We start from the raw sequence: 22704 nt of genomic DNA, 5'->3' as shown, positions 1-22704 counted from the left end.
TTTATAAGAGTATATAAACTTTTAATTCACAGTTTCCCCATTCGGAGCATCAGCATCCGGATTTATGAAAACTAATTTTCCTTCTGCATTGGTTGTCATCAAAATCATTCCCTGACTTTCGACACCTCTTAAAGCTCTTGGAGCAAGGTTTGCTAATACAGAAACACGTTTTCCAATGATTTCTTCCGGAGAAAAGCTTTCTGCAATTCCCGAAACAATTGTACGTACGTCGATTCCCGTGTCTACTTTTAAAACCAATAGTTTGTTTGCTTTCGGCATTTTTTCAGCTTCCAGAATAGTTCCCACACGAATATCCATTTTAGCGAAATCTTCAAACTGAATTAAATCTTTCTGTGGTTCAACTTGTTTGTTTTCGGCAAGATTAGCTGTTTTTGTTGCTTCCAATTTGTCTATTTGTTTTTGTATTTCTTCGTCTTCAATTTTTGCGAAAAGCAATTCTGCTTCGCCAATTTTATGTCCGGCCGGAATCAAATCTGAATTTTCAGAAATGTCATTCCAATCCAAAGTTTTTTCAATAAAAATGTCTTCTGCGTCACGATTTTTCTCTTTCAGGAATTTACTGAATCCTGCAAAATGTTCTTTAAGATCACTTAAATTCAATATTTTAGACAATTTAGCCGCAGTAAAAGGTAAAAATGGTTCTGCCAAAACGCTCAGGGCAGCAGCAATTTGAAGCGCCACAAACATTTGAGTTTTTACACGCTCCGGATTGTCTTTCATTACTTTCCAGGGCTCTTCGTCTGCCAGATATTTGTTTCCTAAACGCGCTACATTCATCAATTCGCCCAAAGCTTCACGGAATCTGTAACGTTCTACCGAGCTTGCAATTACAGCCGGATACGCTTTTAATTCTGCCAGAGTCTGTTCGTCAACTTCTGAAAATTCGTTCGGAGACGGAATAACGCCTTCATAATATTTATTGGTTAAAACCACCACACGATTTACGAAGTTTCCGAAAACAGCAACCAATTCGTTATTGTTTCTCGCCTGAAAATCTTTCCATGTAAAATCATTATCCTTGGTTTCAGGAGCGTTAGACGTTAAAGCATAGCGTAAAACATCCTGCTTATCCGGAAATTCTTCTAAATATTCATGTAACCAAACCGCCCAGTTTTTAGAGGTTGAAAGTTTATTTCCTTCCAGGTTCAAAAACTCATTTGCAGGAACGTTGTCTGGTAAAATATAGCTTCCTTCTGCTTTTAGCATCGCCGGGAAAATAATACAATGGAAAACAATATTGTCTTTTCCGATAAAGTGAACCAGTTTCGTTTCTTCATCTTTCCAATACGGTTCCCAGTCTTTTCCTTCGCGTGCTGCCCATTCTTTTGTTGATGAAATGTACCCAATCGGCGCATCAAACCAAACGTATAATTTTTTACCTTCTGCACCTTCAACCGGAACGTCAATTCCCCAATCTAAATCGCGGGTTACGGCGCGGGGTTCTAATCCGGCATCAATCCAGGATTTTACCTGCCCGTAAACATTCGTTTTCCAGTCGTTTTTATGTCCGACTAAAATCCATTCGGTTAAAAAATCAGAATATCGGTCTAAAGGTAAAAACCAGTGTTTTGTTTCTTTTAAAATCGGAGTTTCGCCGGTAATCGTCGATTTCGGATTAATCAGATCGGTTGCGTTCAAAGTAGAACCGCAATTTTCGCACTGATCTCCGTAAGCACCGTCATTGCCACATCTTGGACAAGTTCCTACTACAAAACGGTCTGCCAAAAACTGATTGGCTTTTGCATCGTATAATTGTTCGGTCACTTCTTCGATAAAATCTCCTTTATCATATAATGTTCTAAAGAATTCAGAAGCCGTATCATGATGAATTTTCGCCGAAGTTCGGGAGTAATTGTTGAAAGAAATTCCGAAATCTGCAAACGATTTACGAATAATTCCGTCATATTTATCAATAACTTCCTGTGGAGTAATTCCTTCTTTTTTGGCTTTCATCGAAATTGCAACACCGTGTTCATCGCTTCCGCAGATAAATGCAACATCTTTTCCCTGCAATCTTAAATATCTCGAATATATATCTGCAGGCACGTAAACTCCCGCCAAATGCCCAATATGAATTGGTCCGTTGGTGTAAGGCAAAGCAGCTGTGATCGTATATCTCTTTGGATTCTGTGTCATTATATAAATTTTATGAGTGCAAAAATAAGCAATAGAATTGAGATTTTAATATTACGCGGAGATTCGCTGAGAAAAAGCACACAGATTCGAAAAGTTTTTTGTTCTCGCAAAGTCGCAAAGTTTTTTGTTCGGGATTGTCAGGCTGAGCGAAGTCGAAGCCCCGCATAGTGATTCAGCAACATGGTTTCGACTTCGCTCAGCCGACAATGTGCGTTAATTCTTTGTAAATCTTTATATTTGCAATCTAATCTATTAAGATTAAATGTTATGGCAAAGGGACCTCAAAAAGACTCAAAAAACAAAGCTTTACATACCAAATTGCTGAATCGGAAAAAAGCTAAAATTCAGGAAGAAAAAAAAGAAAGAGCATTACAATTGAAAGCTATAATTACAAAGATGAATCAGCAAAAAAAGGATAATGAATCTGATATTCAAAGCGAATAATTTTCTCCTCTAAATTTACATATTAAAGAATTTTTCAATTATAAAACTTGCGTGTCTGTGCCTTTGCCAGATAGTTTCCATTCAAAAAATAAATCTTGCGGGACTTCGACTTCGCTCAGTCTGACTGTACTATAAATCCGGGAAACAAAAAACTTTGTGCCTTAGCGTCTTCGTGGCAAAAAAAGTCACATAAAATAGAACCAGTTTAAACTACGTTTCCCGCTTATAAATACCAATATATTTCGCAACCTTTGCATCCGAAAAAAAACAAAATTTATGAGCAAGACAAAACTAATCATCAATAAAAACGGATCAATCAAGATCGAAGGAGATTTTGAAATTATGGATCCGGAAGGAGTACTTTACGGTTTACAAGGCAGAGCTGCATTAGGACTTTGCCGTTGCGGATTATCTGCAAACAAACCATTTTGTGATGGAGGACACAGAAACAACTTCGAACATGATTCTGTTGCTTTCGATTTACCACCAATGAAGACTAGCTAAGATCTTTTTTATATAAAATATGAGCCGTATTGTAATTCAATGCGGCTTTTTCAATAAAAGAAGCAATTTCAATAATTGCATCCTGAATTATTCCCATAAAGGTCTTTAAATAACTGTTCAGGTTTTATTGAGTTAATAAAATTATTTCTTTTCTCCTTTATTTACCCGAAATTTGCATGAAACTCATATTTAAGACAGATGGAATTCGGTAAAATCATAATCTCAGAAACTGCAGCCAACAGCGAAAATCCTCAGGACGTTGTTAATTCGAATATTTCGGTTATTAATTTAATGCGCGAAGAAAAAATAGACGACGATTTAATTCACGAAGATGCCTTGATGAGTTATTATCTGGATTATTATGCTTCAAAATATACAGAAGGAAATTTTTCGAAATTCGTCTATGATTCGGGTTGGAATAAGGAACTGAATGAATTAATTGAAGAAGGTTTGGCCTTAATTGGCGCCGAAAAACATTTACAATTATTTAGAGAACAAAGCAGAAAATTGCGTTTGCAGAGCACTATCAAACTTGGAAAATTCTTGAAAGATACTTTCGGAACTAAAAGCCCATTGGTAGAGATTTTAAATAACAATACTTATTTCGAATTAGATGAAAATCTAGTGGAATTAAACGCGGCATTTTTAAAATCACATCCCGATACAGTCGTTCTTTCGGTCGAAGAAATGTTTAAAGAACTGGAAGAATTTGTGGGCCACGAAATCAAGAGAGATTAAAAAATCTTTAAAATATTAATAGTGAATTTTATGTTTTGGAAATATAGCCTTTAGATTCTACTTTTTTCAAAAAGCTTTGTAAGAAAATTATATATTTGGATTGCCCTAAATTTTTATACACAAATGCCTATGAAAAAAAGTATTCTTTTAAGTGGAATTTTATTGTTTTTATTTTCCTGTGGGAAAAATGAAAAAATTAAAGAATCAGATATTGGTAATGAGGAATTTCTCTCCCAGACCGATTTAAAACCAAAACCGGTTAAAAAACTGATTTTTAGAAATGCGGAAGATTTTAAAGAATCAGAAGAATTAAATCTGCAGCTGCTTTCTAAAGTCGTATCCAATCTTCAGATTAAATATTCGTCGATTAAAGTTGCCGAATCCAGCTCCATTAATTATGATGATAAAACAGCCTTTTTCGTGTTGACTATTATGGAACCAAATAAAAAAGTTCAAAAGTCTGAAGGAGAAGATTTGGGGAATTATTTCGAACGAAAATATGTGTTTGCAGACAGAGAAAGCGGAAATATAATTGCTGAAGAATCTGATGATAATCTTAGTTATTATGATACGGAAGCAATTCGGTTTTCTAAATCACATATTTTGAAAGATCTGGTGTATGTGAATGAAAAAATGCCTGCGGTCGCATTTTATACAGAGGCGAGTGCAGGCAGCAGAATCGTTTTGTATTCGGAACAAAAATTTACTTTACTGACTTTGGCAGATAAAAAGATCAAAAAACTGCTGTATGATTATCCTATCCGAAAGATAAATGGTGATTCTAACGGAAGCGGAACTTTTGAAGTAGAAACTTTAGAAACCGGAATGAGCTTTTCTGACGAAAAAACCAATGGTTGTTTTGATTTGATGATTACTAAAAACTTTTCTTATGAAGAAGCTGTAGAAGGTGATCCGGAAAACGGCGTAGAAGGGCAAAGTAATCTTAAAACCAGGAAAGAGTTTGAAAAACTCAAGTTTAACGGAAAACAATATGTTTTTCACAGAGATGGCAGGCATCGCTTTCTGGAATAAATTTCATAAATATATCAATTAACAAAGCACTTTTTTAGTGCTTTTGCTGTTTATAAGAGATTTCAGTATTCGGGAAAAACTTTGTCCTTATGTTAACAAACATTTGCTTAAATTTGCTTCCGTTATAAAAAAATACAATAGTTATAAAAATCAAGCTATGTTACAAATCGCATTTATTAGAGAAAATCAGGAGAAAGTAATCAAGGCTTTGGCAAAACGAAATATCGATGCTAAAAGCGTTGTTGAAGAAGTAGTTCAATTAGACGAAAACCGTCGTGCTGCGCAGGTAGAATTAGACAATACTTTATCAGAATCTAATAAATTGTCCAAAGATATTGGTGAATTGATGAAAGCCGGAGAGAAAGCTAAAGCAGCAATCTTAAAAGAAAAAACCGTTTCACTAAAAGAAAAAAGCAAGGAACTGGGCGAAAAAGCAGAAGCTTTGGCCGTAGAACTGACCCATAAATTATACACTTTACCTAATCTTCCGGCAGACATTGTTCCTGAAGGAAAAACTCCGGATGACAATTTGAATGTTTTTCAGGAAGGTGATATCCCGGTTTTGCACGCAGATGCGCAGCCACACTGGGAACTGGTAAAGAAATACGATATCATCGATTTTGAATTGGGTGTAAAAATCACCGGAGCAGGATTTCCTGTTTATAAAGGAAAAGGAGCAAGGCTACAACGCGCTTTAATCAATTATTTCTTAGACAAAAATACAGCTGCAGGATATAATGAAGTTCAGGTACCACATTTGGTAAACGAAGCTTCCGGATACGGAACAGGACAATTGCCCGATAAAGAAGGACAAATGTACCACTCTACAATTGACGATTTATATTTGATTCCGACCGCTGAGGTTCCAGTTACCAATTTATTCCGCGATGTCATTTTAAATGAAAACGAATTGCCGGTTTTGTATACCGCTTACACGCCATGTTTCCGTCGCGAAGCAGGTTCTTACGGAGCGCATGTGCGCGGCTTAAACCGTTTGCACCAATTTGATAAAGTAGAAATTGTACGTGTTGAACACCCTGATAATTCTTATGCAGCGCTGGACGGAATGGTAGAGCACGTAAAAGATATTTTGAAAGAATTGAAATTACCGTACAGAGTTTTACGTCTTTGCGGAGGTGATATGGGATTCACATCTGCGTTGACTTATGATTTTGAAGTGTTTTCTACAGCACAGGACCGCTGGTTAGAAATTAGTTCTGTGTCTAATTTTGAAACTTTTCAGGCAAACCGCTTAAAATTACGTTTTAAAGACAAAGACGGGAAAAATCAGTTGGCACATACACTAAACGGAAGTTCATTGGCGCTTCCACGTGTTTTGGCCGGAATCATAGAAAATTACCAAACGCCGGAGGGAATTGTAATTCCAGAAGTTTTACGCCCTTACTGCGGATTTGATATTATAAATTAATTTTTTCAGTTTACAGTCCCGGTTTCAATTTACAGTTTACTGCTAATTGAAACTGGAAACTGAAACTGAGACTGAAAAATAAAACTAAATGAAAAACGGTATCTTAAACTGGAATGTCGATCCCGTTATAATCTGGATCACAGATAGTTTTCCGCTGAAATATTACGGGGCACTTTTTGCGACCGGACTTCTTCTTGGGTTTTATATTGTTAGAAATATTTATAAAAAGGAAAATCACTCGCTGGACAATCTGGACAGTTTATTGATTTATGTAATTGTCGGAACCGTTCTTGGAGCACGATTGGGACATTGTTTCTTTTATGAAGCCGATTACTTCTTAAAACATCCAATAGAAATCCTATTGCCAATCCAGAAAGTTAAAGGTGCTTATGCATTTGTTGGTTATCAGGGTTTGGCAAGTCACGGCGGAACCATTGGTGTTCTTACGGCCATGATTTTATATTGCCGCAGGTACAAAGTAAATTTCCTGGGACTTCTCGATAAAATGTCAGTTGCAGTTCCTGTAACGGGTGCGTTTATCAGAATAGGAAATTTTATGAATTCGGAAATTTATGGCAAGCCAACCAACGGAAATTGGGGTGTTGTTTTCCAGAGAGACGATTTAATTCCGCGTCATCCTACACAATTATATGAAGCTTTTGCTTATTTAGTAATCTTCGGAATTCTGTTTTATATGTATAAATCTGAAAAAAACAGAGATGCAAAAGGATTAATTTTCGGAACTTTCTTAACTTTATTATTCTCAGCCCGCTTTATTATCGAATTTTTCAAGGAAAATCAGGAAAGTTTTGAGAACAATATGCTAATTAATATGGGACAGATTTTAAGTATTCCGTTTATTTTAATTGGTTTAGGATTGATTTTTTGGAAGATTAAAAAAGCTATGGCTGACAGTGACAGTTTGCAGTTAAATAAAACTGAAAACTAATAGTCACGTTTTTCAGTGCCCGTTTCCAGTTTTCGCAAAACTGAAAACTTTGACTGAAAACAAAAAAACTGAAATATGAAAAATCTATTGCTCTGTTTCGTTTTGTTATGTACTGGTTTTGGGTTTGCTCAAAACGAGCAATTGGCGCAATATTATTATGACAAAGGCGATTTTGAAAAAGCAAAAATCAGTTATGAGGAACTTTTACGAAGCGCGCCTTCAAATACGCTGTATTTTTTAAGAACTATAGATTCATATCAGCAATTGCAGCAATTTGCGAACGCAGAAAAAGCAATTCAGGAGCGTTTTAACCGATACAAGCAAGGTGTTTTTTTGGTTGAACTGGGATATAATTTTCAGTTGCAGAAAAACGATTCGAAAGCAAAAAGTTATTACGAACAGGCAATCGAAAAAATAAAAACAAATCCGAATGATGTTTACGGAATTGCGGGTTCTTTCGAGAAAAAAGTGTTGTTGGAATATGCATTAAAAGCATATCAGACTGCAATGTCGGTTCAGCCGAACTTTAACTTCAATTTTCAAATCGGAATGTTATACGGTCAGTTGGGCAAAACCGATCTTATGATTGATTTATTATTGACAGAATCTTTCGCAAATCCGCAAAATACAAGTCTTATTCAGACACAATTGTCCCGTTTTATGAATGGCGAAACCGATAATACGGCTTTTAAAGATGCCATGCGTAAAGCATTAATCCTGAAAACCCAAAAAGATCAGGATGTTTTCTGGAACCATTATCTGAGCTGGTTTTACGTTCAGCAAAAAGAATTCGGAAAAGCCTTCATTCAGGAAAAAGCCATTTACAAACGCGAACCGGAGTCGTTGATGAGTATCGTCAATCTAAGTCAGTTTGCTATGAATGAAGATGATGACGAAACGGCTGTTGAGATTTTGAATTTCATTCTTCAAAATACGAAAGATCTGGATCTGCTCATTCAGTCCAACGCGTATTTGATGGAAATTAAAATCAAAAATGCACAGGAAAAAGAGTATTCTGCAATCGGTCAGGAGCTGCATCAATTATTGACGACTTACGAAATCAGTCCTTTTACCTTATCTTTGCAAATCATCCAGGCTCATTTTTTGGCTTTCAATTTAAAAAAGAGTGAAGAAGGAAAAGCTGTCATGAAAAAAGCTCTAGAATTAAATCTAAACGAATACCAGAAAGCCGATGCAAAAATGGAATTGGCGGATATTTTACTTTTGGAAGAAAAATTCAATCAGGCTTTAATTTATTATTCGCAAATTCAACTGGATTTAAAGAATGATGTAATGGCGCACGAAGCCAGTTTAAAAGCGGCTAAAACCAGTTATTACAAAGGCGATTTTGAATGGGCAAATAAACAGTTTAAAGAACTTAAAGCGGCAAATACACAATTGATTGCCAATGATGCTCTTGAATATTTTTTATTGATAAATGATAATACTGCTGCAGATTCGACTGAGGTAGCGCTGAAAGCTTTTGCAAAAGGTGATTTTTTAATGTATCAGAATAAAAAACAAGATGCCATTGCGCAGTTTCAGAATATTTTGAAAACCTATAAAGGTCAGGAAATAGAAGCCGTAACATTTTTAAGATTGGGAAAAGTCTACGAAAGCCAGAAAGATTTTGCTTCGGCTTTAAGCCAATACCAGCAGATTATCGACCATCACAGCGACGGAATTTATGTGGACGAAGCCTTGTTTTTCTCGGCAGAAATTTACAATGACGAATTAAAAGATTCCGAAAAGGCAAAAGCATTATACGAAAAAGTAATTTTCAATCATCAGGACAGTATTTACTTTGTTGATGCCAGAAAGAAATACAGAGAATTAAGAGGAGATAAGAATTTGTAATTAGGTTTAATCGTTGATTTGTTTAACCGTTTAATCGATCAAACAAATCAACGATTAACCGATTAAACAATAAAAAAAATGATCATATACAACGTTACCACCAATATACACGAAAGCGTTCACGACCAATGGTTAAAATGGATGCAGGAAAAACACATACCGGAAATTCTGGCAACCCAAAAATTTTCATCAGCAAGAATTGTAAAAGTACTGGTTGAAGAAGAAATGGGCGGCATTACGTATTCAACACAATTTGTAACGGACAGTAAAGAAAAGCTGGATAAATTTTATATAGAAGATGAACCGGAATTTCACAGAGAAGCTTTAGGCCTGTTTGCAGATAAAATGCTTTCTTTCAGAACAGAATTAGAAGTTATTTCTGAACACTAGTTTTTTTAGTGTTGTGTGTTCAGGAAATTAGTATTAGTTAAAATGTCTATTATGGAAATGCCATTTCAAACCAATGAAGAAAGCAACAGGCAACAGATTAAGTGAACGCATAAGAAAATTTCCGGTAAAAAACAGGTAGCTAAGAAAAGGATAATTTTTTAATTGTAATTAAACCGAAATAAATAAAAACTTTGTGTCTTTAAGTCTTTGTGTCAAAAAAACTAAAAGTCTGCAAGCCTTTACAATAAAAAAGAATACTTTTGCGCCCTCGCGGCAAAACAAGAAATAAAATGGAAAAAGTAAAAGCCAAAAAACATTTAGGACAGCATTTTCTTAAAGACGAAAGTATCGCAAAAGCAATTGCAGATACGTTGAGTCTGAAAGGATATGATGAGGTTTTAGAAATAGGACCGGGAATGGGTGTGCTTACTAAGTATTTGCTTGAAAAGCCGATTAATACGCATGTTATTGAGATTGACACAGAATCTGTGGTATATCTGCGCGAGAACTATCCGAAATTAAAAGATAAAATTATTTCTCAGGATTTCCTGAAATACAATATAAATGAAGTTTACGAAAACAAGCAATTCGCTATAATTGGAAATTTTCCATATAATATTTCGACACAGATTGTTTTCAGGACTTTAGAATTTAAACATCAAATTCCTGAATTTTCGGGAATGTTTCAAAAAGAAGTTGCAGAACGCATCTGCGAAAAAAAAGGTTCAAAAGCTTACGGAATCTTATCCGTTTTAGCCCAGGCTTTCTATGACACTGAGTATCTGTTTACGGTTGATGAAAACGTTTTTATTCCTCCGCCCAAGGTGAAGTCGGGTGTGATGAAAATGACCCGAAAGGAAGATTATAGTCTTCCTTGTGGTGAAAAGTTATTTTTTACAGTGGTAAAAACTTCTTTTCAGCAGAGACGAAAAACATTACGTAACAGTTTGAAAACATTAAATTTATCTGATAAACTGCGAGAAGAGACTATCTTTGATAAACGTCCGGAGCAGCTTAGTGTAGAAGAATTTATTGAACTAACTCAAAAAATAGAAGCCGATGGAGTTCAAAGTTAGCAAGGAATTTATACATCAATTAGAGGAGCTTATTATTAAGAAAAACGACAATGAACTTGAAGTTTTGCTTAATGACATGCACCACGCAGATATTGCCGAAATCTTAGACGAATTAGATTTTGATGAGGCCACCTACATTTTTAAGGTTTTAGATAGTGATAAAACAGCAGAAATTCTTCTGGAACTGGAAGAAGATTTGCGTGAGAATATCTTAAGCAGGCTTTCGCCGAAGGAAATTGCAGAAGAACTTGACGAACTTGAAACCAACGATGCTGCCGATATTATTGCAGAACTTTCTCAGGAAATAAAAGCAGAAGTAATCTCGGAAATGGTTGACGTTGAACACGCCAAAGACATTGTAGATCTTTTGCGTTACGACGAGAATACCGCCGGTGGTCTGATGGGAAAAGAGCTGGTGAAAGTTAATGAAAACTGGAATGTACTGACTTGTGTAAAGGAAATGCGTATTCAGGCAGAAAATGTATCCAGAGTACATTCTATCTATGTGGTGGATGACGAAAACCGACTAAAAGGAAGATTATCCTTAAAAGACCTTTTGACTTCTTCTACCAAAACTCAGATTGGAGAAGTTTACATTAGAAAATTAAATTTTGTAAATGTAGATACCGAAGATGTTGAAGTAGCCCGTATTATGCAAAAGTACGACTTAGAGGCAATTCCGGTTGTGGATGAATTAGGGCGTCTGGTTGGGCGAATCACAATTGACGATATCCTGGATGTAATTAAAGACGAAGCAGATAAAGATTATCAGTTGGCTGCAGGTATCACACAGGATGTTGAATCTAATGACAGCGTTTATGAGTTGACAAAAGCACGCCTTCCGTGGCTTTTAATCGGAATGGTAATCGAAATTGTAGCTTCTTTTGTTTTAAAAGGAAACGAAGCTACTTTTCAGAAATATTCGACTTTAATTATTTTTGTTCCGCTGCTTTCTGCAACTGCCGGAAATATTGGGGTTCAGGCTTCTGCCATCGTGGTTCAGGGTTTGGCAAACGGAACTCTGAAAGAATTTAGCAGAGGCTATTTTACCAAAGAGCTTACCGTTTCTATGATTTCCGGAAGTATAATTTCACTTCTTTTACTGGCATATCACTCTGTAATGTACCAGCAATATCTTGTTGGATTTGCAATTTCAATTTCAATGATTGTTGTTATTTTATTTGCCGCGACATTAGGAACTTTGGTCCCGCTTTTTCTTAATAAAAACAAGATTGATCCGGCAATTGCAACGGGTCCCTTTATTACCACTACAAATGATGTATTTGGAATTATGCTATATTTTACGGTGGCCAAATTAATTCTTGGGTTTTAGATTTTTGCCACAAATTGATGAGTTGCCGTGATTTTAGATCTCTAAAATCTGCGTAATTTGCAGGTCAAAAATATACTGTTATACAGTTTACTAATTTAAGCAAGCCAAAATGAAAGTACATATTATTGGAGGTGGAAATCTTGGGGTTTCTATTGCCGTGGGAATTGCCAAATTTTCAAAAGACAATCAGGTAACCGTTACCAGAAGAAATATTGCTGCTATTCAATATTTAAGTGAATATGGAATTACGGTTTCTTCAGATAACAAACATACTATTCAGGAAGCAGATGTTGTGATTTTGACCATTAAGCCGTATCAGGTAGATACTGTTCTTGCTGAAATTCTGCCGGTTATTCATAACAAAACAATCGCTTCTGCCGTTAGTGGGTTATCGTTAGAAATGCTTCAGGAAAAAACAAATAATGCCTATCCTGTCGTTCGTATTATGCCGAATATTGCAGCACAATTTGGAGAATCAGCTACTTGTATTTCTTTCCCTGAAAAATATAAAGAAAATGCTTTACCAATCGTAGATTTATTTCAGGATTTGGGAACCGCTCCCGTAATCGACGAAAAATTAATGGATGCCGCTACAGTCTTAGGTGCATGCGGAACTGCTTATGCGTTAAGATATATCCGCGCTTCTATGCAGGCAGGAATCGAAATTGGTTTTGATTCCAACACAGCTTTGGCAATTGCGGCACAAACCGCAAAAGGAGCCGCAAAAATGCTTTTAGAAGAAAAGGTGCATCCGGAGCAATTAATTGACCGCGTAACAACGCCGCAGGGCTGTACAATTGTTGGTTTAAATGAAATGGAACACAATGGTTTTAGTTCTTCCTTAATTAAAGGAATCAAAACTTCTCTTAAACAAATTAAGGGATTGTTGAAATAAAATTCAATATTTTCGGGAACTTTCCGAATCAAATTCCAAATTCCAGTTGTCATGGGATTTGGAATTTTTTGTTTTTGACAATAATAAAGTTAGTTTATGATTGCGGAAAACGGAACCAAAAAACAATTTACAAATCTACTTTTTTATGAGCTGAATATACTTTAGCCCACATTCAGAAATTTTCGTGTAGTAGTTCATGGCATTGCCGTAATTCTGAATCGTCAAAGTGTCTTTTACATATAAAGCATCAATTCCAACCGGAATTTCGGGTTCTTTTTTGGTTTCAGGATTTGCTGTAGAATCATTTTCCTCTTCATTGCTGATATCTCCTTCGTATTCGTCCCACGGAATTCCTTCCAAAGTAATATATTTTTCTCCTGAATCGTCTTTAGAATAAGTCGCTTTTCCTTTTAAATTGCGGGCACTTGTTTTTAAAATATAGTGATAGTCATTTTTTATTTTGGAAATAATAATGGAAATGTGACAGCCTTCAGCGGTATAAGTTCCAGAAATTTCATCTTCTAAACGATTTTCTGCAACTGCTTCAACTGCATTATTTTTCGTAACTGTAGTTTTTTCTGTTTTTTGATTACAGGCATTTACAGATAAAAAAGAAACTAAAAGCAGTAAAAATTTAATTTTCATAATTACAGAGACTGATTAGTTCGTTTTTTATTTAGAATATATTTCAGATAAACAAAACCTAAAAGTCCCGCCAGGAATGAAGCTATAAGAATTGCTATTTTAGAAAAAACAATGATTTCCGGATTTTTAAATGCGAGTACGGTGATAAAAATAGACATTGTAAATCCGATTCCACCGAGCATTCCCGCACCCAGAATATGTGACCACTTTAGATTTTTGGGTAAAATGCACAAACCGGAAGTGACGCCAACAGAAGAAAAAAGCAAGATCCCAAGCGGTTTTCCCACAACAAGTCCGAGGATAATTCCGTATGTATTGACGTGGCTAAGTCCTTCGTGCCAGTTTTGAGAAATGTGCAGCGCCGTGTTGGCAACCGCAAACAATGGCAGTATAAAAAAGGCAACCGGCTTATGCAGAAAATGCTGTAATCTGTACGAAGAAGTTTTTTCTCCGCCATCGCCAAACGGAATTACAAATGCCAAAATAACGCCTGTTATCGTAGCATGAACACCTGAATTGAGCATAAAATACCACATTGCAATTCCACCCACTAAGTATGGAATTAAATTGTGAATTTTCATGCGGTTTAAAACAAACAGAAACGCCCAAATGGCCAGTGCAATGCCGAGATTTAAAAAAGAAATAGAAGTAGTATAAAAAATCGCGATAACTATAATCGCACCTAAATCGTCGATTACGGCCAAAGCCGTTAAAAAGACTTTTAGTGAAGCAGGAACTTTATTACCCAAAAGCGATAAAATCCCGATTGCAAAAGCAATATCTGTAGCCATCGGAATTCCTGCTCCGTTTTGCGTGGTTGTTCCGTAATTTAGGGCCAAAAAGATTGCAGCCGGAACCAGCATACCGCCAAATGCCGCCATAATGGGCAAAGAAGCATTTTTGAAATTCGATAATTCTCCGTGATAAATTTCTCGTTCCAGTTCTAATCCGATTAATAGAAAGAAAATTGTCATTAAACCATCATTAATCCAGTGTGTTACAGAATGTCCGACAAGTTCTTTTTCCCAAAAAGCTACATAAGATTCCTGAAAGGCTGAATTAGCGCAGTAAAGCGACAATATTGTGACAAACAGTAGAAGTATTCCGCCTGATTTTTCGTTTTCAAAAAAAGCTTTAAAGGTTTTTGTTAATTTCATGTAGAATTATTCTGAAGTATTAATGAATGGATTTGAAAAAACCCTGTTTTTCAAAGTTAAAAAAATCTTGGCAATAAATTACGCCTGCAACGAAGTTCATTACGTTTACCTATTTCTCTAAATTTTTCTTTTGATTGAAATCAATACACGATAAAAATAAGAATATTCTGTATTTTTGTATTCTGAAAGTTTAACTATGAAGTATCAAAATTCTATTATCATAACTTTATGTTTTTCTTTTGCACTTATCCAAATTTCGTGTAGAGATAATAATACTCCAAAGAAGAGAAATATAGTTTTATCGAATCCTGCCGTATTTGATAGCTTTTATCAAAAAAGAGAGTTGATAAATGGGGATCAACAAAGAGTAAAGTCAATTATTCATTTTTCAGAAAGACATAATTCTCCAATGCATTGGCAGTATAAGGCAATAGCAAATGGCCTAACTTTAGAAGATGCGGCTGTTTTGAGCAATGGTGAGATAGTTAATGTATTGGAAGAATATAATAATAAAACTCAGAAAAATGGGCTTATTGTAATAATAGTTGACAAAAATGGGAAAGAAATTTATAGAGAGGAAATTACAGATGCATTAGCAAATTGCAATATTAAAAAATCATGGATTGTAGATTGTTACGGTGAAGGATTTGCTCTTTATATAAGAAAAAAAACAGATATTGCTGCTACTGTAGCGTTTAATTTGAGCAAAATAGTTTTTAAAAAAACTAATACCGGATATACTTCTCAAAATATATCTATGAACGATGGGTTGCGTATACCCTTACAGGAAAGGGGATTCTCTTTTGTAAAAAATAATGCGATATGGTTTAATATTTATTCTATACAGGATAAAATATTTTTGTTATCCAATGTCAAAAACAAGAAGCAAATCGAATTTCCCTTTATAGCAATATTTGATAAAAACTTTAAATTAGTAAAAATGAACGTTTTTGAAGAACTTAAAAACACTTGTTTCAATGGGTTTTTTTTTAATACAAAAAATACTATTTACATAAGAGGAGCAGAAAAAATAACCATAAATGTATATAATTCCTTAATTCTGAAGAGGTTTATAATTAATGAAGATTTAAAAATTATAAAAAACTATTCTGATATTTCGTCACCATATTATGATAGAGTTGACAGTCAACCAACGCCTCGGCAAGAAAAAGTTATTAATGCCTTTTTAACGAAGAGATCTAAAGTTAAGGTAGAAACAGCAATAAGTAAAAAAGAATATATTACAGATGATTCTTTAGTTATGAATACTTTTTACCGAGATATTTTTGAAGATTGTTATTATACTAAACCGAGATTTGATTATTCAGATAAAATCATATTTAATAAAGTGAGAAGAAGAGATGGAGCCAATTTATGGGAAGTAAATATTAATCTTCCCAAAAATTATAAAATGACAAATAAATATAGTGAATTGATGTGGTATGAAACCGAAAGTATGAAAGGCTTAAATTGCAATAATGGAAATTTTGCTTTGATTACCATTCTTGAAGTTGATGATAAAAAAAAGAAGTTATATAATGTTATAGCAATTTTCGTATTTGATAAAAAAGGAAATCTTGTTCGCCAGTTTGAGATTCCTAATGCTTCAGAAATTAAGGGTGTGAATATAGCTAATCAAAAATTAATTGTGAGTTATATTAGTGATGAAGATATTTTTTTAAATAAGATGTGGAAAGGTTCCTCGTATTTTTATGTAAGAGCTTATTCGTTAGATTAAATTCTTTCAGTATTAAAGAGTCTAAATTTTTGAAGTTTACAAGATCATATTGACGTATTTTTGTCTTACAATAAAATTCAATAAAAAATGAGTGTAAAAATTCTTCACATAGACAGCAATAATCCCATTCTTTGGAATCAACTGGAAGAAGCCGGTTTTGAAAATCACGCCGATTTCAAATCTTCAAAGGAGGAAATTGAAGAGAAAATTCATGAATATAATGGAATAGTAATTCGCAGCCGTTTCAAGATTGATAAGCAATTTTTGGATAAAGCAACAAAGTTGCAATTTATTGCAAGAGTTGGAGCAGGTTTAGAAAGTATAGATTGTGATTATGCTGAAACTAAAGGAATTCATTTAATCGCTGCACCTGAAGGCAATCGTAATGCTGTTGCAGAACATTCGCTTGGCGTAATTTTGTCTTTATTTAATAATTTAAATCAGGCAGACGCCGAAGTAAAATCCGGACAGTGGAATCGTGAAAGCAATCGGGGTCACGAACTCGATTTAAAAACGGTAGGAATTATTGGTTATGGAAATATGGGGAAAGCCTTTGCCAAAAAACTGAAAGGTTTTGAAACAGAAGTTTTGTGTTACGATATTCTGGATAATGTTGGCGATGCAAATGCGAGACAGGTTTCATTGGCAGAATTACAGGAAAAGACTGATGTTTTAAGTCTTCATCTTCCCTGGACGCCAGAAACGGATAAGATGGTCGATAAAAGCTTTATTAATGCCTTTAAGAAACCATTTTGGATTATTAATACGTCGAGAGGTAAAAACATTGTAACTGCCGATTTGGTTGCAGCTATGAAAGAGAAAAAAGTCTTAGGCGCAGGTCTTGATGTTTTAGAATATGAAAAATTATCTTTTGAAACGCTGTTTCAGGAGGAAAATACACCAGAAGCATTTCAATATCTTTTAGAAGCTAAAAATGTGTTACTTACCCCGCATATTGCAGGTTGGACTTTCGAAAGTCATGAACGTTTAGCTCAGGTTATTGTCGATAAGATTAAATCGCTCTACCCAGTAAAATAGGTTTGCGGCCTTTACATTTTAATAACGAGCCTTTTCTTTAAATATATGTAGCCAGATTAGTTTTATTTGTTAATTTTTAATAATATTGCTTCCGAATTGCTAAAAACAAATCTAAATAATTATTGTTTTAACGTTTGATAAAATGATTCTTAAATAGATTACTAATATGAATTAATTAACCTTATAAAATAATTGAAAATGGAAACTACAAAACCAGAAAGCTGGAATACCCCTTCACAGCCAAGAGAAGAGAATAAGAAAGTATTAGCAGGCCTTATGGGTATACTTTTTGGATCCCTGGGTATACATAAATTTGTGTTGGGTTACACTCAGGAAGGAATTATACAATTAGTAATTAGTGTAGTTACCTGTGGAATCGGGAGTATTATCGGATTCATCGAAGGAATTATCTACTTAACCAAATCTGATGAGGAATTTTATCAGACGTATCAGGTTGGTAAAAAAGGCTGGTTCTAATTCAAAAATATATTGATTCTAAAAATCCCATTCAGAAATGAATGGGATTTTTTGTTTGATATATCGGGGTATTTTTTAAGATGCCCTTTTTTGATATAAATACAACTTTTAGGGACAGATAATGAACTTTATACTACCTATTCTTGCATTTTTAGAAACGCTCTTAAAAAAGATGAAAATTAATTTAATGTTTTAAAAAATGGAAAGCAAAGAAGAAAACAAGAAAGTTGTGGCAGGGATACTAGGAATTGTATTAGGTTGTTTCGGGGCTCATAAATTTTATCTTGGTTACCAAAAAGAAGGAATTATTCAGCTAATTGTTTCTGTTGTAACTTGTGGTTTGGGCGGAATAATCGGTTTTGTTGAAGGAATAATTTATTTAACAAAGTCAGATGATGAGTTTTATCAGACTTATCAGGTTGGAAAGAAACCATGGTTCTAATAATAAATCCCATTTCAAAATGGGATTTTTTTATTTCTGATACTTACTAAACGTATTTGAATTTCTTCATCTGTACTTAATGTAGATAAATTACTATTGGAGTTTGTTTTAGAAGTATTTGATAAATAGCTGAAAGAAAATATTTAAAAAATTATTATGTTGAAAATTTACACAAATGTGCTTTTTGAAAATTATATAAACTTCAGGGGAAGAGCCCGCAGAACAGAATTTTGGTTGTTTTTCCTGATAAGTTGTATGGTTTATTTTGGTTTAAAAGAAGTTATAAGTTTAATTTTTTCTGTCGAAGATTTATTTTCGGAAATCTATTTGGCAGCTGTTCTAATTCCCGGAATTGCCGTTGGAGTGCGAAGAATGCATGATATTAATAAATCTGGATCGTATTTTTTTATTCCGTTTTATAATCTGTATTTGTGTACTGTGACAGGTGATGTAGGTGAAAATCAATATGGTCAGGATCCCATTAGTGAAGAGGAATATTTAAGGGAATTGGGAAAGGATTTGAATTAGACTTATTTGATATAAAAAATCCCATTCAGTAATGAATGGGATTTTTGTTTTATAAAACTTTGAATTAATCTTCTTTCTCGGATAATTTCTTCTCCAGCTCGATCTGAAACTCTTCAATAACCGGTTTCATGGTGCTTTCCGGAATATCTGCAATTCTAATGTACATTAAACCATCAATGGCATTATTAAATAGCGGATCAACGTTAAATGCAACAACTCTCGCATTTTGTTTAATGTATTTTTTAATTAAAACCGGTAAACGTAAATTTCCCGGTTCCAATTCGTCAATGATTTTATCAAATTTATTCAAATCAGATTCGGCTTCATCGAAGATAAAATCTTTATCGGCGTCTTTTAGTTTTACTTTATACGCTTTTTTCGGATGAATGTACTGCGCAATGTACGGATCGTAATAGTTGGATTTCATAAACTCAATCATAAGCGATTTTGAGAAATCTGAAAACTGGTTACTGATACTTACACCTCCAACCAAATATTTATGTTCAGGATGGCGCAAAGTGGTATGGATAATACCTTTCCACAATAAAAACAAAGGCATTGGTTTTTGCTGGTATTCTTTTACGATAAAAGCACGTCCCATCTCGATCGATTTGTGCATCATATCATGAAGTTCCGGTTCAAATCTAAAAAGATCAGTCAAATAAAAACCTTCAATTCCGTATTTCGGGTAAATTTCAGAACCTAATCCCATTCGATACGCTCCGGCGATTTTTTTGGTCTCATCATCCCATAAAAACATATGGTGATAATATTGGTCGTATTGATCTAAGTCAATAGATTCATTGGTTCCTTCACCAACTTCACGGAAAGTAATTTCGCGGAGACGGCCTAATTCGTGTATAATGTTCGGAATTTGTTTCGCACTCGCAAAGAAAACTTCATAGTTTTTACTCTGCAAAAATCTGGCATCACTATTTCGTAAAGCCTGAACTTCATCAATTATTTTTGATTCGTTGGCGGGTGTTACAATTTTTTTAGGTGCCTTTGTAATTTTAAGACTTGCAGTATCAATCAGCTTAGTGTCTTTTTCGAACGGATTGGCCAGCATATAGGTTTTCTTTCTCAGGAATTCTGAATATTCCTCAAAAGATTCTATTTCATTTTGTTCACTTACCGAAATTGGTTTACCAATACGAACTTTAATTACACGGTCTTTCTGCGTTAGAAGCTCAGAAGGTAATTTTGCCGTTCTCAGGGTATCATCAATTTTAGAAAGCCAATAGAACAGTTTACTGTTTTTGGCATGAAAATAAATCGGTACAACAGGAACTTTGGCTTTTCTGATTAATTTTAGAGCGCCTTCTTCCCATGGTCTGTCGACTACGAGTTTACCGTCTTTATAAGTAGATACTTCCCCGGCAGGAAAAATACCCAAAGGTTTACCATCACTTAAATGGCGTAAAGTTTCCTTAATTCCGATTACGCTCGATTTTGCATCCTTATGATTTTCAAAAGGATTAACCGGCATAATGTATTTTTTCATGGGAACAATTCTGTGTAATAAGAAATTGGCAATGATTTTAAAATTTGGCTCTCTTTCCAGCATTAATTTCAAAAGCAAAATCCCGTCGATTCCTCCAAGCGGGTGATTCGAAATGGTAATATAGGCACCATCTTTAGGGAGACGTTTTAAATCTTCCTCCGGAATCTCGAACTTAATTTCCATCTCATCCAAAATCCCGTTCAGAAACGCAAGGTCTTCCAAATGTTTATTACGGTCGTATATTTTGTTAAGGGTAGAGATCTTAAGAACCTTCATAAGTATCCAGCCGGAAAAGGTACCGAGAACTCCGTACTTTTCAACATTTATTGCTTTTGCAACTTCTTTCGCGGTAACTAAACCCATGTACTACTTTTAATTTATTAGAACAGCGAACAAAGATAACAAAAAACTCTACTTTTCGTTGTTTCCAAGACAAACTTTGCACATTTTTATTACATTTGGAATCCTAAAAAAATCACTGATGAAAATTATTTCTTATAATGTAAACGGAATTCGCGCTGCGATAAACAAAGGTTTTATCGAGTGGCTGCAACAAGCAAATCCCGATGTAATCTGTCTTCAGGAAATTAAAGCGATGCAGGACCAAATTCCGGTAGACGACATAACGGCTGCGGGCTATCCGTTTCAGTATTACTATCCTGCAACTAAAAAAGGATATAGCGGTGTGGCGATTCTTTCTAAAATAAAACCCAATAATATAGTTTTCGGAACCGGAATTCATCACATGGATTTTGAAGGCAGAAACCTTCGTGCCGATTTTGATGATGTCTCCGTAATGAGTCTCTATCTTCCATCGGGTACCAATATTGAAAGGCTGGATCATAAATTTATGTTTATGGATGATTTTCAAACTTATATCAACGAGTTAAAACTGACGATTCCGAATCTGATTATTTGTGGCGATTACAATATTTGCCATGAAGCTATTGATATTCACGATCCGGTTCGCAACAAAACCGTGTCGGGATTTCTGCCGGCAGAGCGCGCGTGGCTGGACAGTTTTATGAAAAACGGATTTATAGACAGCTTCCGTCATTTCAACAAAGATCCGCATCATTATTCGTGGTGGAGTTACCGCGCTGGTGCACGAGGAAACAATAAAGGATGGCGTATCGATTACAATTTGGTAAGCGATTCTCTGGAACACCGATTAAAAAGAGCTGTTATACTTCCGGATGCCGTGCATTCTGACCATTGTCCGGTTTTGGTCGAAATTGACTAAACTTTGGTATTGTTCTTGTTGAAAGAATGTCAGTTTAAAAAACAAGTGGGATTATAATTTCTAACTGTTTGCAGACGAAATATATTTTATAAATGCCCCAGAAATAAAACCAAGTAAAGAAATGATTAAACAAGCCTCCATCGGATTGCTGGCATTAGCCTTGTCCACAACATCGTGTGTTTCTAAGAAAATTTATAATGATCTTGAAACAAAGTATTCAGATTTAAAGAAAGAAAATCGCTCTGTAGTTGATGAAAATGATAATCTAAAAAAAGATAAGAATCAATTAGAACTAGACCGCGATAAACTGACCAAAGATTTAGCCAGTACAAAAGATGATCTGGCAAAACAAAAAGCCGATTTAGCTGCTGAACAAAAGAAATACAAAGTGCTTCAGGATTCTTATAATGCATTAGAAAAGAACAGCAACGATGCATTGGAAAGCAATATGGCTAAAAACCGCGATTTGTTAGCGCAACTTGAAGCAAAATCTAAAAAACTTGCTGACGAACAAACACGTTTAGATAAAACTGCAAACCGTCTGAAAGAACTGGAAGATATGATCGCAGCAAAAGAAGAGTCAATGCGTAAGTTAAAAGAAACTTTATCTAAAGCTTTAAACGGTTTTGAAGGTAAAGGTTTAACTGTTGAACAGAAAAATGGAAAAGTGTATGTTTCTATGGAGAACAAATTGCTTTTTAATTCGGGAAGTTGGGCTGTTGGTACAGAAGGAAGAAAAGCAGTTGTAGAACTTGGAAAAGTTTTGGGAGACAATCCTGATCTTTCGGTTTTAATCGAAGGCCATACAGACGATGATCCGTATGCCGGTTCCGGGCCAATTGCAAACAACTGGGATCTGTCTACCAAAAGAGCCACAGCGATTGTAAATATCCTGAGCGAAAATGCCAAAATCAATAAACAAAAATTAACTGCCGCAGGAAGAAGTGAATTTTCTCCGCTGGCAAGCAACGCAACTCCGGAAGGAAAAGCAAAAAACCGCAGAATCGAAATTATCTTAACTCCAAGATTAGATGAAATTGCGGAGATGTTGAATAGTATTAATTAAGGGACAAAGGTCACAAAGTTGCAAAGGCTCAAAGGTTTTTACTTTTGAGTCTTTTTTTATTA

Annotated in this window: 22 protein-coding genes; 18 read left to right on the top strand and 4 right to left on the bottom strand. The window is 34.9% G+C overall.

Features of this window, described 5'->3' with window-relative positions:
* Nucleotides 1-21 precede the first annotated feature (21 nt).
* Nucleotides 22-2157, bottom strand: a complete 2136-nt coding sequence (gene metG, locus ABEB31_RS09235; protein ID WP_347051203.1) for a methionine--tRNA ligase — start codon at nt 2155-2157, stop codon at nt 22-24.
* Between the two features lie 267 nt (nt 2158-2424).
* Between metG and ABEB31_RS09230 the strand changes: the two genes are divergently transcribed.
* The 11 genes from ABEB31_RS09230 (at nt 2425) to proC (ending at nt 12804) form a co-directional block, all read left to right on the top strand.
* The gene (locus ABEB31_RS09230; RefSeq protein ID WP_347051201.1) at nt 2425-2601 is read left to right on the top strand and encodes a hypothetical protein; all 177 of its coding nucleotides are present in this window, start codon (nt 2425-2427) and stop codon (nt 2599-2601) included.
* A 276-nt stretch (nt 2602-2877) separates the two neighbouring features.
* Entirely contained in the window at nt 2878-3105 is a 228-nt protein-coding gene (locus tag ABEB31_RS09225; RefSeq protein WP_347051200.1) for a CDGSH iron-sulfur domain-containing protein, read from the top strand.
* A gap of 198 nt (nt 3106-3303) precedes the next feature.
* Nucleotides 3304-3843, top strand: a complete 540-nt coding sequence (locus ABEB31_RS09220) for a DMP19 family protein (protein WP_347051198.1) — start codon at nt 3304-3306, stop codon at nt 3841-3843.
* 129 nt (nt 3844-3972) lie between these two features.
* Complete coding sequence (locus ABEB31_RS09215) at nt 3973-4875, top strand: hypothetical protein (protein WP_347051196.1); 903 nt, start codon at nt 3973-3975, stop codon at nt 4873-4875.
* A 157-nt stretch (nt 4876-5032) separates the two neighbouring features.
* A complete protein-coding gene (gene serS / locus ABEB31_RS09210; RefSeq protein WP_347051195.1) occupies nt 5033-6304 on the top strand; it encodes a serine--tRNA ligase in 1272 nt (423 codons plus the stop codon).
* A gap of 88 nt (nt 6305-6392) precedes the next feature.
* Complete coding sequence (gene lgt / locus ABEB31_RS09205) at nt 6393-7253, top strand: prolipoprotein diacylglyceryl transferase (RefSeq protein WP_347051194.1); 861 nt, start codon at nt 6393-6395, stop codon at nt 7251-7253.
* A 75-nt stretch (nt 7254-7328) separates the two neighbouring features.
* The gene (locus tag ABEB31_RS09200; RefSeq protein WP_347051192.1) at nt 7329-9110 is read left to right on the top strand and encodes a tetratricopeptide repeat protein; all 1782 of its coding nucleotides are present in this window, start codon (nt 7329-7331) and stop codon (nt 9108-9110) included.
* Nucleotides 9111-9188: 78 nt separating this feature from the next.
* Complete coding sequence (locus ABEB31_RS09195) at nt 9189-9500, top strand: DUF4286 family protein (protein ID WP_347051190.1); 312 nt, start codon at nt 9189-9191, stop codon at nt 9498-9500.
* Between the two features lie 290 nt (nt 9501-9790).
* Nucleotides 9791-10576, top strand: coding sequence for a 16S rRNA (adenine(1518)-N(6)/adenine(1519)-N(6))-dimethyltransferase RsmA (rsmA, locus tag ABEB31_RS09190; protein WP_347051189.1), 786 nt, complete (start codon nt 9791-9793; stop codon nt 10574-10576).
* Nucleotides 10560-11909 carry a magnesium transporter gene (gene mgtE, locus ABEB31_RS09185; RefSeq protein ID WP_347051187.1) on the top strand — a complete coding sequence of 450 codons (1350 nt, stop codon included), beginning with the start codon at nt 10560-10562 and terminating at the stop codon, nt 11907-11909. Before rsmA ends, mgtE begins: the two co-directional genes overlap by 17 nt.
* Before the next feature lie 109 nt (nt 11910-12018).
* Nucleotides 12019-12804: a pyrroline-5-carboxylate reductase gene (proC, locus tag ABEB31_RS09180; RefSeq protein WP_347051186.1), complete on the top strand. Its 786-nt coding sequence runs from the start codon at nt 12019-12021 to the stop codon at nt 12802-12804.
* Nucleotides 12805-12939: 135 nt separating this feature from the next.
* Here the strand turns inward: proC and ABEB31_RS09175 are convergent, their stop codons facing one another.
* Nucleotides 12940-13449 carry a hypothetical protein gene (locus ABEB31_RS09175; RefSeq protein WP_347051185.1) on the bottom strand — a complete coding sequence of 170 codons (510 nt, stop codon included), beginning with the start codon at nt 13447-13449 and terminating at the stop codon, nt 12940-12942.
* 2 nt (nt 13450-13451) lie between these two features.
* On the bottom strand, nt 13452-14606 hold the full coding sequence (gene nhaA / locus ABEB31_RS09170; RefSeq protein WP_347051183.1) for a Na+/H+ antiporter NhaA: 1155 nt from the start codon (nt 14604-14606) through the stop codon (nt 13452-13454).
* Between the two features lie 196 nt (nt 14607-14802).
* On the opposite strand from nhaA, the gene ABEB31_RS09165 reads away from it, so the two are divergent.
* The 5 genes from ABEB31_RS09165 to ABEB31_RS09145 all read left to right on the top strand — a co-directional run bounded on the left by ABEB31_RS09165 (nt 14803) and on the right by ABEB31_RS09145 (nt 18829).
* Nucleotides 14803-16344, top strand: a complete 1542-nt coding sequence (locus ABEB31_RS09165; protein WP_347051182.1) for a hypothetical protein — start codon at nt 14803-14805, stop codon at nt 16342-16344.
* An 87-nt stretch (nt 16345-16431) separates the two neighbouring features.
* Nucleotides 16432-17382, top strand: coding sequence for a 2-hydroxyacid dehydrogenase (locus ABEB31_RS09160; RefSeq protein ID WP_347051180.1), 951 nt, complete (start codon nt 16432-16434; stop codon nt 17380-17382).
* Between the two features lie 198 nt (nt 17383-17580).
* A complete protein-coding gene (locus tag ABEB31_RS09155) occupies nt 17581-17859 on the top strand; it encodes a TM2 domain-containing protein (RefSeq protein WP_347051178.1) in 279 nt (92 codons plus the stop codon).
* Nucleotides 17860-18058: 199 nt separating this feature from the next.
* Nucleotides 18059-18301: a TM2 domain-containing protein gene (locus ABEB31_RS09150; RefSeq protein WP_347051177.1), complete on the top strand. Its 243-nt coding sequence runs from the start codon at nt 18059-18061 to the stop codon at nt 18299-18301.
* Nucleotides 18302-18457: 156 nt separating this feature from the next.
* The gene (locus ABEB31_RS09145; RefSeq protein WP_347051175.1) at nt 18458-18829 is read left to right on the top strand and encodes a DUF805 domain-containing protein; all 372 of its coding nucleotides are present in this window, start codon (nt 18458-18460) and stop codon (nt 18827-18829) included.
* A 64-nt stretch (nt 18830-18893) separates the two neighbouring features.
* On the opposite strand, the gene ABEB31_RS09140 is transcribed toward ABEB31_RS09145, so the two are convergent.
* A complete protein-coding gene (locus ABEB31_RS09140) occupies nt 18894-20696 on the bottom strand; it encodes a GNAT family N-acyltransferase (protein WP_347051173.1) in 1803 nt (600 codons plus the stop codon).
* Between the two features lie 118 nt (nt 20697-20814).
* Here ABEB31_RS09140 and ABEB31_RS09135 point away from each other — a divergent pair, with 118 nt between their 5' ends.
* Together ABEB31_RS09135 and ABEB31_RS09130 are read left to right on the top strand one after the other, a co-directional pair.
* Nucleotides 20815-21576: an exodeoxyribonuclease III gene (locus ABEB31_RS09135; protein ID WP_347051172.1), complete on the top strand. Its 762-nt coding sequence runs from the start codon at nt 20815-20817 to the stop codon at nt 21574-21576.
* A gap of 121 nt (nt 21577-21697) precedes the next feature.
* Nucleotides 21698-22642 (top strand): OmpA/MotB family protein, encoded by a 945-nt coding sequence (locus tag ABEB31_RS09130; RefSeq protein ID WP_347051170.1) that lies wholly within the window; start codon nt 21698-21700, stop codon nt 22640-22642.
* The last annotated feature ends 62 nt before the right edge of the window (nt 22643-22704 follow it).

It is taken from the genome of Flavobacterium olei, from assembly GCF_039749035.1.
In the GTDB taxonomy this organism is placed as follows: Bacteria; Bacteroidota; Bacteroidia; order Flavobacteriales; family Flavobacteriaceae; genus Flavobacterium; species Flavobacterium olei.
The sequence above is the reverse complement of the archived record's forward strand: the minus strand, read 5'-3'. Positions and strand labels throughout refer to the sequence as shown.